Raw genomic sequence first — 15,562 nt, 5'->3', positions numbered from 1 at the left:
GCCATGGCTCAGCCAAACCGCGCCAGAGCGTCACGAAACACCGCCGGGTCGGCATTGCCGCCACTGGCGACGCAGATCACCGGACCCTCGGTGTCGCCAAACAGTGCCGCCGCCAGAGCGACCGCGCCCCCCGGTTCCAGCACAATGCGCAGATGGGTGAAGGCGAGGGCCATCGCCTGCAACGCCTGAGCATCCGTCACCGCAATCCCCGGCCCGGCCAGCCGCTGCAACACCGGGAATGTCAGCTCCCCCGGCGCAGGCGTCAGGATCGCGTCACAGACCGAGCCGCTGGCCTGTGCATTGCGCAACCGTTCCCCCGCCAGCAGCGACCGGGCCATGTCGTCAAACCCCACCGGCTCCACCGTGCGCAGCCGCAGGCCGGGCGCGCGCGCCTCCAGCGCAAGGGCGATCCCCGCCGATAGCCCGCCGCCACCGCAACAGACCAGCACATCCGCCGCTTCCACCCCCGCGTCATGGGCCTGTGCGGCGATCTCCAGCCCCACCGTGCCTTGCCCCGCGATCACCTGCGCATCATCAAACGGCTTGATCAGCACCAGCCCGCGCGTCTCGCACAGCGCCGCCCCCACAGCGTCCCGGTCCTCGGTCGCGCGGTCATAAAGCACCACCTCGGCCCCATAGGCCTTGGTGTTGGCGATCTTCACCGCTGGCGCATCCGCAGGCATCACCACCACCGCCGTCATACCATGGCGCGCGGCGGCCAGGGCCACGCCTTGCCCGTGGTTGCCGGACGAATAGGCCAGCACGCCGCGCGTGCCCGCAGGCAAAGCCGAGACCGCCGACCACGCGCCGCGAAACTTGAACGAGCCTGTGATCTGCAGACATTCCGCCTTTACAAACACCCGCTTGCCAAAGGCGGCATCCAGCAACGGCGCGTTCAACAGCGGCGTCAGGCGCGCATGCCCCGCCAGCCGCCCCGCCGCCGCCTCGATCATCGCAAAATTCATGCGCAGGCCCTCAGGAACTCACTGATCACCGCCACCGCCTCCGGCTCATCCAGAAACGGAATATGCGCCCGGTCCGGCACTTCGGCAAAGATCATGTCGGGGCGGCGGCGGCGCATCTCTGCCGCCGTCTGCGCCGACAACAGGTCGGAATTCGCCCCCCGGATCAGCGCCAGCGGCAGCCCGGCGCAGGCGTCGAACAACGGCCACAAATCCACCGCGGGCCCCTCAAACGCCGCCAGAAACGCCGCGCGCAAGGCGGGGTCATAGGTGATGCGCAACCCCTCCGGTGTCTCAACGTAATGCAACTGCGCCTCCTCCAGCCAACGGCTGGCAGGCACATTCGCAAACCCCGGCATCACCCCCGGCAAGGCCGCTGCCAGTTCTGCATGAGTCTTTGCCGCCGGATTGCGCCCGACATAGTCGAAAATGCGCTTTAGCCCCGGCTTGTGAATCTCTGGCCCGACATCATTCAGCAACAGCCCCAGCAGACGCGGCCGCGCCACCGCCGCCAGCATCATCCCGATCAGCCCCCCGCGAGAGGTGCCGATCACCGCCGCCGCCTCCACCCCCAGATGGTCCAGCAGGTCCAGCCCGTCGCGCGCCTCCACCGGCACGGTGTAGCTCTCCGCCCCGGTCCAGGCACTTTCCCCGCGCCCCCGGTAATCCATCCGGATCACCCGGCAGGGTGGCAGATGCGGCAGCATGTAGCCAAAATCCGCCATGGTCCGGGTCAGGCCGGGCAGGCACAGCACGGGCAAGCCTTCGCCCCGGTCGCTGTACGCCAGACGCGCCCCATCCTGTGCTGTGAAAAACGCGGTCATCGGCAGGCTCCTTGGTCGGTCCGGGGCAGGGCGCATCCACTCCCCCCGCAGATAAAGCCGATGCACGCCGCCCCCGCAATATCTGATCCACTCTGCCCTGCGGACACGGCTTGCATTCATCTTGGCAAAAATACTCCCGCGCGGAGCGCTCCCCCAGACTCCACCCGCGTTGCCACCCGAAATCCTATCCCGGCAAATCCGGGGCGCGGCAATTGCGGCGCTTGCCCCGGTGGCGCGGGTTGCCTAAACCCGCAGCATAACAAGGCAGGACAGCATGGCACGCACACCGACAGTGACCGAGGACCGCGCGAAATCAAAACAGGTCAGCGCCCTTGCCGGGCTCGTGCCCTTCCTCATGCCCTATCGCCGGCTTCTGGTGCTGGCTTTACTCGCGCTGATCCTGACCGCCGCCGTCAGCCTTGTCCTGCCCCTGGCCGTGCGCCGGGTGGTCGACAATTTCAGCGCTGATGTCGTCATCCTTGACCAGTACTTCGGCGCCGCCATCATCATCGCCGGGCTGTTCGCCTTTGGCTCCGGCATGCGCTACTACCTTGTCACCCGGCTGGGCGAGCGGGTGGTGGCCGACATCCGCCGCGCGCTGTTCGACCGGGTGCTCGGCCTGTCGCCCGCGTTCTTCGAGCGGATCATGACCGGAGAAGTGCTCAGCCGGATCACCACCGATACCACGCTGATCCTGTCGCTGATCGGCTCTTCGGTCTCGATCGCGCTGCGCAACAGCCTGATCCTGCTGGGCGGGCTGGTCCTGATGCTGCTGACTTCGGCCAAACTGGCCGGCCTTGTGCTGTTGATCGTGCCGGTGGTCGTGGTTCCCATCATCATCCTGGGCCGCCGGTTGCGCACATTGGGGCGCGAAAATCAGGACTGGATCGCCAGCTCCTCCGGCTCCGCCTCCGAGGCGCTGTCCTCGGTCCAGACCGTGCAGGCCTTTACCCATGAGGCGCAGACCCGCAGCGCCTTTGCCGAGGTGACCGAAAAGAGCTTTGCCTCGGCCCGGACCCGCATCGGCACCCGCGCCGTGCTGACGATCTTTGTGATCTTCCTCGTGTTCACCGGAATTGTCGGCGTGCTGTGGATGGGCGCGCGCGATGTGCGCGCCGGGGCGATGACCCCGGGCGAGCTGATCCAGTTTGTCATTTACGCCATCATGGTCGCCGGATCGGTGGGGGCCTTGTCGGAAATCTGGGGCGAGCTGCAGCGCGCTGCCGGGGCCACAGAACGGCTGGTGGAACTGTTGCACGCCACCGACCCGGTCAAAGACCCGGTCCAGCCAAAAGCGCTGCCGCAGCCCGTGCGCGGCGACATCCGGTTCGATGCGGTCACCTTCCGCTACCCCGCCCGGCCCGACACCTCGGCGCTCGATGGCATCACCCTGCACGTCCGCCCCGGCGAGACGGTAGCGCTGGTCGGCCCCTCGGGCGCGGGCAAGACCACGATCCTGCAACTCTTGCTGCGCTTTTACGACCCGCAGCAGGGCGCGGTGCTGCTCGACGGCATCGACCTGCGCGATCTGGACCGCACCGATTTCCGTCAGTCACTGTCGCTGGTGCCGCAGGATCCGGTGATCTTTGCCAGCTCTGCCCGCGAAAACATCCGCTTCGGCCGCATTGACGCCACCGACGCGCAGGTCGAAGCCGCCGCCCGCGCCGCCGCCGCGCATCTGTTCATCGAGGCGCTGCCGCAGGGCTACGACACCTATCTGGGCGAGCGCGGCGTCATGCTGTCCGGCGGCCAGAAACAGCGCATCGCCATCGCCCGCGCCATCCTGCGCGACGCGCCCGTGCTGCTGCTGGACGAGGCGACATCGGCGCTGGACGCCGAATCCGAACGCCTCGTGCAATCCGCTGTGGAAACCCTGGCACAGGGCCGCACCACGCTCGTCGTTGCCCACCGCCTCGCCACTGTCAAACGCGCGGACCGCATCGTGGTGTTCGATCAGGGCCGCATCGTGGCGCAGGGCAAGCATGATGATCTGGTGGCCGAAGGCGGCCTTTACGCCCGCCTGGCCCGGCTGCAGTTCACCGATGGCACGGCCAGCTAGCGGCCCGACTGTGGCTTTTTGAGTATTTGGAAAAGGTGCAAATCCAGCGCGTGCAGGTTTTGCACCTTTGTCAAATACTTCCGCCGGAGGCATCTGCCCTTTGTGAAGGGGGGAAAAGCCACCCGTTTTTCCCCGCGGCGACCGCCTCACCGTCATTGCCCATGGTTTTGCACCCGCCAGTAGGCGCAGACGGCCACGGGGGCACCTTTTGGACCGTGCGTGCCCGGCTCTGACGTTGCGTTGTCGCGCGCGCCCGCCGCTTGGCAAACGCCGCGTTTGCCCACATTGTGTAACGCAGGGATAACAGGCCCCCCATCAACGGGGCCGCAGGGGACGACTGGGGAGGATAAAATGGTTAAATTCGTCACGCGCGAGGATATCGCAGCGACAGAGGCTGAAATGCCATGGGCCGACCGCCCGGTGGCGCGCACAATGTATGAATTCCTCTCTGCCGCCAAAGCCGCCCATGGCGCGCGGCCCGCGGTCAGCTATCAGCTGCTGTCGGGGGCCGAGACCAAACGCGACACCCTGACCTGGGCCGAGCTTCACGCCCAGACCACCCAGGCTGCCAACCTGTTCCGCAGTCTTGGCGTCGGCGAAAAAGATGTGGTCGCCTATGTCTTGCCCAACGCGCTCGAAACCGTAGTCACGCTGATCGGCGGCGCGGTGGCGGGCATCGTCAACCCGATCAACCCGCTGCTGGAACCCGAGCAGATCAGCGCCATCCTGCGCGAGACCAAGGCCAAGGTCGTGGTCACGCTCAAACCCTTCCCGAAGACCGACCTTGCGCAAAAGGTGGCGCAGGCGGTGCGCCATGCGCCTTCGGTGAAAGCCGTGCTGGAGGTGGATCTGGTCCGCTACCTGTCGGGGGTCAAGAAATATATCGTGCCGCTGATCCGGCCGAAAAACCCGGTCCACCACACCGCCAATGTCAAATCCTTCACCGCCGAACTTGCCCGCCAGCCTTCAGACCGGCTGTCCTTTGCCGACGAGCCGCGCGACCGGGTGGCGGCCTATTTCCACACCGGCGGCACCACCGGCATGCCAAAGGTGGCGCAGCACAAGGTGTCGGGCATGATCTACAACGGCTGGCTGGGATCGCAGCTGTTGTTCAAGCCTGATGATGTGGTGATGTGCCCGTTGCCGCTGTTCCACGTCTTTGCCGCCTATCCGATCCTGATGAGCATGATCGCCTCGGGCGCGCATGTGGTGTTCCCCACCCCTGCAGGCTATCGCGGCGACGGCGTGTTCGACAACTTCTGGAAGCTGATCGCGCGCTACAAGGCCACCTACATGATCACGGTCCCCACCGCGCTTTCGGCGCTGATGCAGCGCCCGGTGGATGCCGACATCTCGTCCTTGCGCAGCGCGTTTTCCGGCTCTTCGCCGCTGCCGATCGAGCTGTATAACCGGTTCAAAAAGGAAACCGGCATCGACATCGTCGAAGGCTACGGGCTGACCGAATGCACCTGCCTTGTGTCGATCAATCCGCCGGGTGGCGTCAAGAAAATCGGCTCGGTGGGCATGCCGTTCCCCTACAGCCATGTCCGCATCCTGACCGGCACGCCCGAGGGCTTCCACGAATGCGGCGTGGATGAGGTGGGGGAGATCTGCGTCGCCAACCCCGGCGTGTTCGAAGGCTCGACCTACACCGAGGAAGACAAGAACAAGGACCTGTTCGCCGAGGGCCGCTTCCTGCGCACCGGCGATCTGGGCCGGATCGACGCCGATGGCTATCTGTTCATCACCGGCCGCGCCAAGGATCTGATCATCCGGGGCGGCCACAACATCGACCCCGCCCTCATCGAAGAGGCGCTGATGGGCCATGAGGCCGTCGCCGTGGTCGGTGCCATCGGCCAGCCCGATGCCCATTCGGGCGAGCTGCCCGCCGCTTACGTCGAGTTGGTGAAGGGCTCCACCGCCACCGTGGCCGACCTGATGGACTATGCCGCCAAGCACATCCACGAACGCGCGGCCCAGCCCAAGCATATCGAGATCCTGCCCGAGGTGCCGAAAACCGCCGTGGGCAAGGTCTTCAAACCCGACCTGCGCCGCATGGCGATCACCCGCGTCTACAATGCCGCACTGGAAAAGGCCGGCATCCCCGCAACGGTCGCGCTGGTGACCGAAGACAAGAAACGCGGACTGGTCGCCAGGCTCGCCAAAACCGGCGAGGTCGATGACGCAAAGGTCATCGAAACCCTCGGCCGCTTCACCAACCCCTGGGAGTGGGCGGCCTGATTGCAGCGCCACGGGCGCGCTCTGCACGGGCGCGCCTGCAGGATCCTGCGTTTTGCAGCGATCCGCCACCAGACACGCCTTCGGCCCGCATCTGGCCCGTCAGGCGATAGTTGCTTGACCCGTGCGCCGGATCAGGCGACATATCGGTCTTGTCACAGACGATATTGAGTGTGTCGGAACAGAGTGAGAGCGCGCATGCACATTTTTCTGCACATCCCAAAATGTGGCGGGTCAACCATTCGGCAACTGTATTATCAGGCCTTTGAGCGTGTTCTGCTGGTGCAGGCCAATGGTGATATTGACACTTCGGTGTTTCCGACGCTGCCTGATCTGAACCAGTACGACGCCGTTATCGGCCACCTGCAAGTGCGGCACATGATCCAGCATCCTGATGCACTGGCCCTTAACCCTGTGCTTCACAGCGTGATCCGTGACCCCATCGACAGGTTGATCAGCCTGTGGAATTTCATCCGGGTCTATCCCAGCCACCGGCTGCACGCCAAGGCGAAACAGACGACAGGTGTTCAGTTCGTCATGTCACAGGCGCAGAACCAGCAGGCAGGCTTTCTGGGGCTTGGCAAGCTGTTTGACGGCGTGCCGGACATCATCGACCGGGTCACTTGCGTGCCTCTGGAACACTCGGTGGACTATTTTTCCGCCTATTTTTCAGATCGCGTGCCGCCGACCACCGAGCGCATCAAGATCACCAATACCACCCCGCAAAAGAAAGAATTCTCGATCAACCGCGACAGCTTTTCCGAGGCGCAATTGTCTGAACTTCTGGACCGGCACGCCACCGATCTGGAGCTTCTGGCCCGCTGCCGGGAGGCTTACGATCGCACGCGCGAGACGATTGTGACGGCGGGTACATCCTCGCAAAGCGCGCTCCGGGCTTAACCGGCCACGGTCCGGCGCGAAAAAGACCCAGGCCGCAGCTGCCGCAGCGCAAGGCCCGCCACAAGCCGCTAGCGCCGCCATCGCTCCAGAACCCGGCCGTCGATGGCCAGAAGGCCGGCGCAGATCAGCGCCAGCCCGGCATAGTGACGCGCGGCAAGCGTCTCGCCCAGAAACAGCACGCCCAGCAGAATCGCGCTGGCCGGAATAAGCAGGGTGACAAGTGCCGTGTTGACCGCGCCCGCCGAGGCCAGCAGACGGAAAAAGATCACATAGGCCAGCGCGGTCGAGGCAAAGGCCAGCGCCAGCACCGCCAGCACCACCGCGCCGCCGGGCACGGCCAGAGTCCAGGGCCGGTCCACCACCGCCGCCAGCGGGATCATCATCAGCGTCGTCGCCACCAGCTGGCCAAGTGCCACCTGCGCCGGTGACACGCCCATCGACCGGAACCGGCGGCCATAGGTTCCGGCCAGCCCATAAGACAGCGCCGCCCCCAGACAGGCCAGCATGCCCACCAGCGCAAAGCCCTTGCCATCGACCTGCCCAGCCCCCAGCAGCACCACGACCCCCAGAAAACCAAAGCCGATCCCGGCCGCCCTGTTCAGCGCCATCTTCTCATCCAGCAACAGAAAATGCGCGGCAACGATGGCAAAGACCGGCGTGGTCGCATTCAAAATCGACGCCAGACCGCTGGGTATCATGATCTGCGCCCAGAACAGCAGGCTGAACGGCACAAGATTGTTCAAAAGTCCCATGATCAGAAACGGCGCAATCGCCGCCCCCCGGAACGGCCAACGCTCGCCGCCAAGGCGCAGCACCACCGCCAGCGCCATTGCGGCAAGGCCACAGCGCGCCAGCACCACGGTCAGCGGTGGCAGCTCTTTCACCGCCACGGCGGCAAAGAAAAACGCCCCGCCCCACAGAAAGGACAGCACCAGCAACAGCCCCCAGTCCCGCGTGCTCATCCGCATCGGCAAAAATCCATTCTTGCAGCCCTGACCCTGCAGTACCGTCTGGCCCGCCCGTTGTCTGGCAGATTCCGGACCTCATCCCCGGCACGGCCTCGCCAAGGCGGCGCGGCGGGATTAGACTTGCCCCATGCTTGATTTCGACACCTGCAACGACGCGAGGCTCCGACGCGACCCGTCTTTTGACGGCCTGTTCTTCACGGCGGTCCGCACCACCGGCATCTACTGCCGCCCGGTCTGCCCGGTAAAGCATCCACTGACCCGCAATGTCAGCTACTACCCGACCGCCGCCGCCGCCGAGCGCGCGGGCTATCGGCCCTGCCTGCGCTGTCGCCCGGAAACCGCGCCGTTCTGTCCGGCATGGCAGGGCACCAGAACCACGGTGGAACGCGCGCTCAAGATGATCGGTGAGGGGGCTCTTGACCGGGGCACGGTCGATGCCCTGGCGGCCCGCCTTGGCATCGGCAGCCGCCACCTTGCCCGGCTGTTCGAGCGCCATGTCGGGGCCTCGCCGGTCCAGACTGCCCAGACGCTGCGCACGGCCCGCGCCAAGCGCCTGCTGGATGAAACCTCGTTGCCGCTGAGCGACATCGCCTTTCAGGCCGGGTTCGGCAGCATCCGCAGCTTCAACGCCGCCTTTCTCAAACTCTACGGCCGCAACCCCTCCAGCCTGCGGCGGCAAAAAGGCGTCTAGCCGGACCCCCCCGCGATCCGGCTCAGGCTCAGTCACCTGCTACCAGCGCGGGCCAGTCTGCCAGCAACGCGTCGCGGGCCAGCACGCCGCCCGATGTCGCGCTGCGTTCGATTGCCTGCCGCAGCCGCACAAAGATCAGCGTGGTATTGCCCCGCTGCGCCCAGCCGACATACCAGCCCCAGCCGCGTGCATAATCGAAGCTGCGGTCCGCCCGCCGGGGATAGGCGCTGCCGGTCTTGCCGTGCATGACCCAGTCTCCGACCTGCCTTGTCTCGACAATTGACCGCGCCTGCGCCATCGCAGCAGGGGCGACCGGCAGCGCATCCTGAACCAGAGCGCGCAGAAACGCCGCCTGCTCGCGCGGCGAGATCTGCAGGGATGAGGCGATCCAGGCCCGCTCCAGCCCGTTGTCAAACCCGGCATCGCCGGAAAAATCGCTGTTGCCATAGCCGAAACCCTGCGCATAGCGCGTCAGCGCCTCGGCCCCCATCGCCTGCGTGATCCGTTGCGAATACCACACCACCGAATGCCGCATCCAATCGGCGGGGCCAGTGTCTCTGGTCCAGCTTTCCCCACCCCAATCCGGGTCGCCGGGCCGGAACGCCATCACCGGCGCCTGTGCCGTGGTCAGAATGCCCGCGTCATACGCCATCACCGCCAGCGGCAGCTTGAAGGTTGAGGCCGGGGTGACCCGCGACGCACAATCCCCCGTCTCATGCAGCACGGTTGCCGTCTGCGCATCCATCAGCAGGGTGCACACCGTATTGGCCTGAACCGGGGCGGCCCAATGGGCCAGCAGGGTCAGACCGAGCAAAAACCTATGCATGGGCATGCCTTTGTGTGTGCCGGATTTTCGGTGAAAGTCTTAAGATTGTCTTATGTTCAGAAGCTAATGGGTTGATTTTATACGGTTTCAATTGGTGTAACACAGCGGGCACTTTCTCTGGCGGCACTTTTACTCCGACCGGTTCAGCCGGTGAAACAGATGGGTGAAGGTCGCCACCCCCAGCACCGGGATCAGCAGGTTCACCAGCGGCACCGACAAAGGCGCGGCCATCAGGGTTCCGGCCAGCCAGACCTTGCCCCAGTGCCGCTTGCGCAGCGCCTTGGCCCCGACCCGCCCCAGCCGCCGCATCGCCACCAGCGTAAAGTACTCCCGCCCCAAGAGCAGGCCGTTGACCGCCCAGAACACCACCGGAATGAACGGCCCGGCAAAGGCATAAAGGATCAGCGCCAGCGCGTTGACCGCGATCAGCAGGGCTGCGAAATTCGCCGCATCCACCAGCGCATCGCCCCAGCTCATGCGCGGCACCGGCGGCAGGGACGGGTAATGCCGGTCTTCGACCGCCTGCGCCACATCCTCCAGAAACAGCCCGGTAAAGGCCGAGGCCACCGGCATCATCAGAAACACCGACAGCCCGATCATCAACAGGGCCGAGCCCCAGGACAGCAGCGTATCGAGGCCCCCTACGGGGCCGACAAAGGGGATGTCGATCGCATCGGGCACAAAGGTCTGGATCACCGCCAGAAAGCCCGCATAGACCGCCACCAGCAGGGCCAGCGACAGCAGCACCCCCACCACCATCACCCGCCGGAACCTGCGGTCCCCCAGCTGCAACACAGCCTTCAGAAAATCACCCAGAATCATCTCAGGCCCAGCTTACAAGCTTTGACAGATCCGGGCGCGGGCGGTCCGGCGCCATCGGGGCAGGGGTGGCGATGTGGATGATCCCCGCCACCGTCTCGCCCTCGGCGCAGCCAAAGGCCTGCGCGCGAAAGATGGCGTCATGCGACGGCCAGCCCGACAGCCAGCACGCGCCCCAACCCGCCGCGGTGGCGGCATGGACCAGATTCATGCACAAGGCCCCCGCCGACAGCAGCTGTTCGGCCACCGGCACCTTTTCCGCCGGTTTGGGCGACGAGATCACCACCACCGCCAGCTGCCCGCGATCAAACTGCCCCCGGCCTTTCTCGATCTTCTCGGCATCGCCGTCCAGCGCGCGGGCCCGCGCCTCGGCCAGATCGGCCAGCCGGGCCATTGCCGCGCGGTCCAGCACGATCATCCGCCAGGGTTCCAGCTTGCCATGATCCGGCACGCGGGCTGCCAGAGACAGGATCTGCAACAGCTGATCGCGGTCCGGCACCGGTGCTGCAAAGGTCTTGGCCCCCGGTGAGCGGCGGGTGGCCAGATAGTCGAGCACGGCAGGGTTCGGGTCAGGCATCACACACTCCGGTCAGGGTCGCGGCCAAGCTATGCCGAAGGGCTGGGGATTTCCAGAGCGGGCAGGCGGTTGCATCCACCCTTGGGCTGCGCCAGAGTCCGGCGCAAAAGGGGCGCGGGCATGGCCAAGGGCGAATGGGAAGATCTGGCGGTGCCGGGGGCCGCGTTCCGGGTCCGCGCCACACCGCGCGCCCGCCAGCCGGGGCTGACCCATGACGCAGGCCTGTTCCGCATCAGCGTCACCGCCCCGGCGGATGAGGGCCGCGCCAATGCCGCCGTGGCCGAGGCGCTCGCGCGCGCGCTCGGCGTGGCAAAAACCCGGCTGACCCTTGTGCGCGGGGCCACGTCGCGCGACAAGACATTCCGGCTTGATTGACCCCTCCCTGAAAGGCTTCGCCCCATGTCGCAGATCCCCGCACTTCTGGCCATTCTTCTGGGCGGTGTCGCCATTGCGGTGCAGGCCCCGCTGAACGGCGCTTTGGGGCGCACGCTGGGGGCGGCGCTGCCGGCGGCGGCGGTGTCGTTTGCGGTGGGGTTCGTCGCCCTCATCGTGCTGAGCTTTGCCACTGTCGGCAACCCGTTCGGCCGCCTGGGGGCGGTGCCGCTGTGGCAATGGGGCGGCGGATTGGTGGGGGCCTATTACGTTTGGTCGGTGATCTGGGGCGTGCCGACGCTGGGGGTGGTGACGGCGATGGCGGCGCTGATCCTGGGCCAGATGGCGGGCGCGCTGATGCTGGATGCGGTGGGTGCCTTTGGCGTGCCGGTGCAGCCGGTCAGCCTGACCCGCATTCTGGCGGTGATGATGGTCGCGGGCGGGCTGGTGCTGTCGCGGCTGTGAGCCGTCAGGGCGTTGGCGGCCGTTTCAGCCGGTAGCTGCCTTCGGGCAGGTCAAGCGCTGCCGCAAGATCGGCCAGCTGCCCCATCGACAGGCTGATGCGGATCACATCGCCGGAAATCGGGTCTTCCTGTTCCAGCACCACACATTCCTCGAACGCGAGGATGGTGACGTCTTCTTCCAGCGCTTCGGACCCCTCATCAATCAGGGTGATCACGGTCGCGTCAAAGTCGTGTTCGATGGTAAACATGGCCCAAGACTAGCCGCGTGGCAGGCCAGAGTGCAATGCCGATTCCAGAGTGTGCGCAACTTGGCGTGAGCCGTCCTGCGGGGTCTTTTGTCTGCCGGGGCACCTGCTATTCTGTGTGGAAAATCCATAAAAATGAGGCGGCAGATGGGCTTTGGACGATCAGCGTGGGCAGTGGTGGCGGCGGTGATGCTGGCTGCCTGTCAGCCGGTAGGCACTCCGGCCGCTGGTCCCGCCATTGCGGTGATGATGCCGCCCTTGCCCGATGGCCCGTTGACCGCAGAACAGGCGGCGCGCAATTTTGTGGCCGTGGTGTCGCGGGTGGAGCCGGTGGCCGAGGCGATGTGCCGCGAGCGCAATCCGGGCAGCAATTGCGATTTCCAGATCGTGGTCGATGACCGGCCGGGCCAGCCGCCCAATGCGTTTCAGACGCTGGACCGCGCGGGCCGCCCGATTGTCGGGTTCACGCTGGCGCTGATCGCGGATGCGCGCAACGTCGATGAGATCGCCTTTGTCGTCGGGCACGAGACGGCGCATCACATTGCCGGCCACATCCCGCAGGTGCAGCGCACCGCGACCACCGGGGCGGTGCTGGCTGGCGTGCTGGCGCAGGCCTCGGGGGCGACGCCCGAGGCGGTGCGGGCAGCGCAGCAGATGGGGGCCACGATGGGCGCGCGCACCTATGCCCGCGATTTCGAGCTGGAGGCCGATGCGCTGGGGGCCGAGATTGCCTTTCGCGCCGGGTTCGATCCGCTGCGCGGCGCGGCGTTCTTTGGCCGGTTGCCCGATCCGGGCGATCAGTTTCTGGGCAGCCACCCACCAAATGCCCAACGGCAAGAGATTGTGCGCCGGGTGGTGGCCGGGCTGCGCTGATCCGGCAGCAGCACTTGATCTGGGTCAAGGCGGCGCGGGCGGGTGGGGCGCACTCTGGACGCTACGTGCAAACAAAAGGTGTGGCGATGATCGGATATTCGGAAACCCCGCTTGCCTGGGGGCTGACGCGTGGCATGGCGCGGGTGCTGGGGGTCAATCTGGCCGCAGCGGTGGTCGAGGGCTGGCTGAGCCGCAAGGAACTGGGCCATCTGGTGGACCGCTGCGAGGCCTGTTCCCAAAAGACCGCCTGCACGGCCTGGCTGGCCTCGGCGGCAGGTGGTCGGTGCCCGCCGGTGTTCTGCCCCAACAAATCCGCGCTTGAGGTGCTGTCGCTGCGGCATTGACCTTTGGCGCCGTGCCCGGCAGGTATCGGGAACGGCAAAGGGGGATGAATGATCCGGCTGGAGAATGTGGTAAGCGACCGGGGCTCGCGTTATGCGGTGACGGGGGGCGTGGTTGCCGGACGTGCCGGGATCGACGCCTTTTTGCGCGACCTGAAGCGCGAGAAAAAGTTTGCCAAGGCAACGCATAACTCCTGGGCCGCGATCCTGAGCGATGAAGGGCCGGTCAGGAATGACGACGGCGAGTCGGGGGCCGGGGCGGTCATTCTGAAGATGCTCGACCGCGAGGGGCTGACCGATTGCGTGGTCGTGGTCACCCGCTGGTATGGCGGGGTGCATCTGGGCGGCGACCGGTTCGCCCATGTCGTGACCTGCGTGCGGGCGTTTCTGGAGGCATGGCGCAAGGACACTGGCTGAGGCGATAGCCTAGCCCTGTCTGCGCCGGTGGGCGCGGTAGAGCAGCGGGGCAAGGATATGGTCATAGATCTGATCCGCCAGCCAATGCACGCCCGGCACGCCGGTCAGCCGCGCCAGCCAGCGCAGATGCGGCATCTGCGCCCAAAGCGCACGAAACGCCGCCAGACCCGACAGCACCTGACCCTCATGCCAGACATGCAGCCGGCGCGTGGCATCCTCGGCGCTCAGGCCCCAGTCAGCCGCGTGATCAAGCGTGTCAAAGCGGATCGGCAGCCCGTCGCGCAGGGCGCGGCGCTGATAGGCCGAAATCTCGGCCCGGCAGATCGGGCAGGTCTGGTTGTAAAGCACGCGGGTGTGGTTTTCCATCAGCGTCAAGATAACGCCCGGTGCGGTTCCGGCCAGTGTGACAGCACAGCGCAGGGGCCGGGCGCGGTTTGATGCGCGCCCGGCATCGGTCTCAGGCGCTTTTGCGCGCGGCCTGTGCCGGTTCCAGCTGCGCGGTCAGCGTCAGCACCTGACGCACGGCCTCGACCGCTTCGGCGCCTTTTTTCACGAAATGATCGGCAAAGAATGCGGTCAGCACATCGGCGGGCTGATAGTTGTGCGGCGTGAGCGAGACCGAGAACACCGGAATGCCGGTGGTCATCTGCGCCTGCATCAGCCCGTCGATCACGGCACTGGCTACAAAGTCGTGGCGGTAGATGCCGCCATCGACCACAAAGGCGATGGCCACAACCGCATCATAGCGCCCGGTTTCGGCAAGCTTTTTCGCCAGAAGCGGCATCTCGAACGCGCCGGGGACATCGAAGGTGTCAACCTGCGCCTGCGGCAGCTGGGTCCTGGCCGCATCGACAAAGCTGTCATGCGCGCGGTCCACGATCTCGCTGTGCCAGCGGGCGCGGATGACGGCCACGCGGGCCGGGGAGGTATAGGGGGTCGGGTTGGTCATTTTGGAACCTTTGCGTTGATGCGTCAGGTCCCAGAGCATCAAACGGCAAGACCCGCCAAAGCGGAGCAAAACCATTCTCTTTCATCCGGACTATACCGTCGGCCCCGGAATTACACCGGATCTGCTGACCCAAGTGTCCCAAACGGGACACGAAGCGCTCGCGGGCTATACCGCCGGTGGGGAATTGCACCCCGCCCTGAGAACAGGGAAGTGCTACGGCTTTTGCGGGCAGGGGGCAAGACAGGATGCGCCCTGTTACTGTTCAGAAGCGACGGTTCCCAAGCGACTGTGCAGCAGGGACTGCCCGGCGATTGCCGGGCAAAGACCTTGCGCCCGGTCAACCCAAGGCATAGCCCGCGCCGCGCACGGTGCGCAGCGGGTCCATCCCGCCGTTCTGCATCAGCGATTTGCGCAGCCGGCCGATGTGCACGTCAACCGTGCGGCTGTCGACATAGATGTCGCGGCCCCAGACCCGGTCGAGCAACTGTTCGCGCGACCAGACCCGGCCCGGCTTTTCCATGAAGGTCGAGAGCAGGCGGAATTCGGTCGGGCCCAGCTTCAGCACCTGATTGCCCCGGTAGACCCGGTGGGTTTCCGGATCGAGCCTGATGTCATCCCATTCCAGCACCACGCCGATCGACGACGGCCGCACCCGGCGCAACTGCACCCGCGCGCGGGCCATCAGTTCCAGCACCGAATAGGGCTTGATCACGTAGTCATCGGCCCCGGTTTCCAGCCCGCGGATGCGGTCCACCTCTTCGGCGCGGGCAGACAGCATGATGATCGGAATGCCGCGCGTCTCTGGCCGGATCTTCAGCCGCCGACAGACTTCGATGCCCGACAGTTCCGGCATCATCCAGTCCAGGATGATGATGTCGGGCGTGTCTTCGTCAACCATCATCAGCGCGTCTTCGCCATTGGCGGCCTGAACCACACGAAAGCCTTCCGACTCCAGATTATAGGCCAGAACTTCGCGTTGCGCCGGTTCGTCTTCGACGAGCAGCACGACGGGTTGTGAGGTATGAGCCATATGTGCC

Annotated in this window: 19 protein-coding genes and 1 riboswitch; of the genes, 9 read left to right on the top strand and 10 right to left on the bottom strand. The window is 65.8% G+C overall.

The genetic code is table 11. The annotated features are described in order from the left end of the window. Nucleotides 1-8: 8 nt before the first annotated feature. Complete coding sequence (locus J2X53_RS12575) at nt 9-965, bottom strand: threonine/serine dehydratase (protein ID WP_349037826.1); 957 nt, start codon at nt 963-965, stop codon at nt 9-11. Next, nucleotides 962-1,786 carry an alpha/beta hydrolase gene (locus tag J2X53_RS12570; protein ID WP_349037825.1) on the bottom strand — a complete coding sequence of 275 codons (825 nt, stop codon included), beginning with the start codon at nt 1,784-1,786 and terminating at the stop codon, nt 962-964. The genes J2X53_RS12575 and J2X53_RS12570 overlap by 4 nt, the downstream gene beginning before the upstream one ends. Before the next feature lie 274 nt (nt 1,787-2,060). On the opposite strand from J2X53_RS12570, the gene J2X53_RS12565 reads away from it, so the two are divergent. From J2X53_RS12565 to J2X53_RS12555, 3 genes are all read left to right on the top strand, one after another. Beyond that, nucleotides 2,061-3,845 (top strand): ABC transporter transmembrane domain-containing protein, encoded by a 1,785-nt coding sequence (locus J2X53_RS12565; protein WP_349037824.1) that lies wholly within the window; start codon nt 2,061-2,063, stop codon nt 3,843-3,845. A 351-nt stretch (nt 3,846-4,196) separates the two neighbouring features. Next, nucleotides 4,197-6,086 (top strand): acyl-CoA synthetase, encoded by a 1,890-nt coding sequence (locus J2X53_RS12560; RefSeq protein WP_349037823.1) that lies wholly within the window; start codon nt 4,197-4,199, stop codon nt 6,084-6,086. Nucleotides 6,087-6,281: 195 nt separating this feature from the next. Next, on the top strand, nt 6,282-6,983 hold the full coding sequence (locus tag J2X53_RS12555; RefSeq protein WP_349037822.1) for a sulfotransferase family 2 domain-containing protein: 702 nt from the start codon (nt 6,282-6,284) through the stop codon (nt 6,981-6,983). Between the two features lie 68 nt (nt 6,984-7,051). Here the strand turns inward: J2X53_RS12555 and J2X53_RS12550 are convergent, their stop codons facing one another. Further along, a complete protein-coding gene (locus J2X53_RS12550) occupies nt 7,052-7,951 on the bottom strand; it encodes a DMT family transporter (protein WP_349037821.1) in 900 nt (299 codons plus the stop codon). Nucleotides 7,952-8,078: 127 nt separating this feature from the next. Between J2X53_RS12550 and J2X53_RS12545 the strand changes: the two genes are divergently transcribed. Beyond that, nucleotides 8,079-8,642: an Ada metal-binding domain-containing protein gene (locus J2X53_RS12545; protein ID WP_349037820.1), complete on the top strand. Its 564-nt coding sequence runs from the start codon at nt 8,079-8,081 to the stop codon at nt 8,640-8,642. 28 nt (nt 8,643-8,670) lie between these two features. On the opposite strand, the gene blaOXA is transcribed toward J2X53_RS12545, so the two are convergent. The 3 genes from blaOXA to J2X53_RS12530 all read right to left on the bottom strand — a co-directional run bounded on the left by blaOXA (nt 8,671) and on the right by J2X53_RS12530 (nt 10,864). Beyond that, the gene (gene blaOXA / locus J2X53_RS12540; RefSeq protein ID WP_349037819.1) at nt 8,671-9,474 is read right to left on the bottom strand and encodes a class D beta-lactamase; all 804 of its coding nucleotides are present in this window, start codon (nt 9,472-9,474) and stop codon (nt 8,671-8,673) included. Nucleotides 9,475-9,597: 123 nt separating this feature from the next. Next, entirely contained in the window at nt 9,598-10,287 is a 690-nt protein-coding gene (locus tag J2X53_RS12535) for an EI24 domain-containing protein (protein WP_349037864.1), read from the bottom strand. Nucleotides 10,288-10,291: 4 nt separating this feature from the next. Continuing rightward, nucleotides 10,292-10,864, bottom strand: a complete 573-nt coding sequence (locus tag J2X53_RS12530; protein ID WP_349037818.1) for a nitroreductase — start codon at nt 10,862-10,864, stop codon at nt 10,292-10,294. A gap of 120 nt (nt 10,865-10,984) precedes the next feature. Between J2X53_RS12530 and J2X53_RS12525 the strand changes: the two genes are divergently transcribed. Next, on the top strand, nt 10,985-11,239 hold the full coding sequence (locus J2X53_RS12525) for a DUF167 domain-containing protein (protein WP_349037817.1): 255 nt from the start codon (nt 10,985-10,987) through the stop codon (nt 11,237-11,239). Nucleotides 11,240-11,263: 24 nt separating this feature from the next. Further along, a complete protein-coding gene (locus J2X53_RS12520; protein WP_349037816.1) occupies nt 11,264-11,701 on the top strand; it encodes a DMT family transporter in 438 nt (145 codons plus the stop codon). A gap of 4 nt (nt 11,702-11,705) precedes the next feature. Here J2X53_RS12520 and J2X53_RS12515 read toward each other — a convergent pair whose 3' ends face one another. Next, nucleotides 11,706-11,948, bottom strand: coding sequence for a hypothetical protein (locus J2X53_RS12515; protein ID WP_349037815.1), 243 nt, complete (start codon nt 11,946-11,948; stop codon nt 11,706-11,708). Nucleotides 11,949-12,191: 243 nt separating this feature from the next. Here J2X53_RS12515 and J2X53_RS12510 point away from each other — a divergent pair, with 243 nt between their 5' ends. The 3 genes from J2X53_RS12510 to J2X53_RS12500 all read left to right on the top strand — a co-directional run bounded on the left by J2X53_RS12510 (nt 12,192) and on the right by J2X53_RS12500 (nt 13,576). Next, complete coding sequence (locus tag J2X53_RS12510; RefSeq protein WP_349037863.1) at nt 12,192-12,818, top strand: M48 family metallopeptidase; 627 nt, start codon at nt 12,192-12,194, stop codon at nt 12,816-12,818. Nucleotides 12,819-12,904: 86 nt separating this feature from the next. Next, nucleotides 12,905-13,162, top strand: coding sequence for a DUF6455 family protein (locus tag J2X53_RS12505; RefSeq protein WP_349037814.1), 258 nt, complete (start codon nt 12,905-12,907; stop codon nt 13,160-13,162). 48 nt (nt 13,163-13,210) lie between these two features. Continuing rightward, nucleotides 13,211-13,576, top strand: a complete 366-nt coding sequence (locus J2X53_RS12500; protein WP_349037813.1) for a YigZ family protein — start codon at nt 13,211-13,213, stop codon at nt 13,574-13,576. A 9-nt stretch (nt 13,577-13,585) separates the two neighbouring features. Here the strand turns inward: J2X53_RS12500 and J2X53_RS12495 are convergent, their stop codons facing one another. The 3 genes from J2X53_RS12495 to phoB all read right to left on the bottom strand — a co-directional run bounded on the left by J2X53_RS12495 (nt 13,586) and on the right by phoB (nt 15,555). After that, nucleotides 13,586-13,942, bottom strand: coding sequence for a DUF393 domain-containing protein (locus tag J2X53_RS12495; RefSeq protein ID WP_349037812.1), 357 nt, complete (start codon nt 13,940-13,942; stop codon nt 13,586-13,588). Between the two features lie 91 nt (nt 13,943-14,033). After that, nucleotides 14,034-14,525, bottom strand: a complete 492-nt coding sequence (locus J2X53_RS12490; RefSeq protein WP_349037811.1) for a 6,7-dimethyl-8-ribityllumazine synthase — start codon at nt 14,523-14,525, stop codon at nt 14,034-14,036. 69 nt (nt 14,526-14,594) lie between these two features. Beyond that, nucleotides 14,595-14,733: riboswitch (FMN riboswitch) on the bottom strand. Nucleotides 14,734-14,862: 129 nt separating this feature from the next. Next, nucleotides 14,863-15,555 (bottom strand): phosphate regulon transcriptional regulator PhoB, encoded by a 693-nt coding sequence (gene phoB / locus J2X53_RS12485; RefSeq protein ID WP_349037810.1) that lies wholly within the window; start codon nt 15,553-15,555, stop codon nt 14,863-14,865. Between the last annotated feature and the right edge of the window lie 7 nt (nt 15,556-15,562).

The organism is Pseudotabrizicola sp. 4114, assembly GCF_031457365.1.
Taxonomy (GTDB): Bacteria; Pseudomonadota; Alphaproteobacteria; order Rhodobacterales; family Rhodobacteraceae; genus Pseudotabrizicola.
Note: the sequence above shows the minus strand (reverse complement) of the source record. Positions and strands in the feature narration are given on the sequence as shown.

Bases quoted from the DNA above. Each gene is read 5' to 3' on its own strand.
- J2X53_RS12575 (WP_349037826.1), bottom strand. From the start codon at position 965: ATGAATTTTGCGATGATCGAGGCGGCGGCGGGGCGGCTGGCGGGGCAT.
- J2X53_RS12550 (WP_349037821.1), bottom strand. From the start codon at position 7,951: ATGCGGATGAGCACGCGGGACTGGGGGCTGTTGCTGGTGCTGTCCTTT.
- blaOXA (WP_349037819.1), bottom strand. From the start codon at position 9,474: ATGCCCATGCATAGGTTTTTGCTCGGTCTGACCCTGCTGGCCCATTGG.
- phoB (WP_349037810.1), bottom strand. From the start codon at position 15,555: ATGGCTCATACCTCACAACCCGTCGTGCTGCTCGTCGAAGACGAACCG.
- J2X53_RS12490 (WP_349037811.1), bottom strand. From the start codon at position 14,525: ATGACCAACCCGACCCCCTATACCTCCCCGGCCCGCGTGGCCGTCATC.
- J2X53_RS12560 (WP_349037823.1), top strand. From the start codon at position 4,197: ATGGTTAAATTCGTCACGCGCGAGGATATCGCAGCGACAGAGGCTGAA.
- J2X53_RS12500 (WP_349037813.1), top strand. From the start codon at position 13,211: ATGATCCGGCTGGAGAATGTGGTAAGCGACCGGGGCTCGCGTTATGCG.
- J2X53_RS12555 (WP_349037822.1), top strand. From the start codon at position 6,282: ATGCACATTTTTCTGCACATCCCAAAATGTGGCGGGTCAACCATTCGG.
- J2X53_RS12515 (WP_349037815.1), bottom strand. From the start codon at position 11,948: ATGTTTACCATCGAACACGACTTTGACGCGACCGTGATCACCCTGATT.
- J2X53_RS12505 (WP_349037814.1), top strand. From the start codon at position 12,905: ATGATCGGATATTCGGAAACCCCGCTTGCCTGGGGGCTGACGCGTGGC.
- J2X53_RS12545 (WP_349037820.1), top strand. From the start codon at position 8,079: ATGCTTGATTTCGACACCTGCAACGACGCGAGGCTCCGACGCGACCCG.
- J2X53_RS12525 (WP_349037817.1), top strand. From the start codon at position 10,985: ATGGCCAAGGGCGAATGGGAAGATCTGGCGGTGCCGGGGGCCGCGTTC.
- J2X53_RS12565 (WP_349037824.1), top strand. From the start codon at position 2,061: ATGGCACGCACACCGACAGTGACCGAGGACCGCGCGAAATCAAAACAG.
- J2X53_RS12510 (WP_349037863.1), top strand. From the start codon at position 12,192: ATGATGCCGCCCTTGCCCGATGGCCCGTTGACCGCAGAACAGGCGGCG.
- J2X53_RS12530 (WP_349037818.1), bottom strand. From the start codon at position 10,864: ATGCCTGACCCGAACCCTGCCGTGCTCGACTATCTGGCCACCCGCCGC.
- J2X53_RS12495 (WP_349037812.1), bottom strand. From the start codon at position 13,942: ATGGAAAACCACACCCGCGTGCTTTACAACCAGACCTGCCCGATCTGC.
- J2X53_RS12520 (WP_349037816.1), top strand. From the start codon at position 11,264: ATGTCGCAGATCCCCGCACTTCTGGCCATTCTTCTGGGCGGTGTCGCC.
- J2X53_RS12570 (WP_349037825.1), bottom strand. From the start codon at position 1,786: ATGACCGCGTTTTTCACAGCACAGGATGGGGCGCGTCTGGCGTACAGC.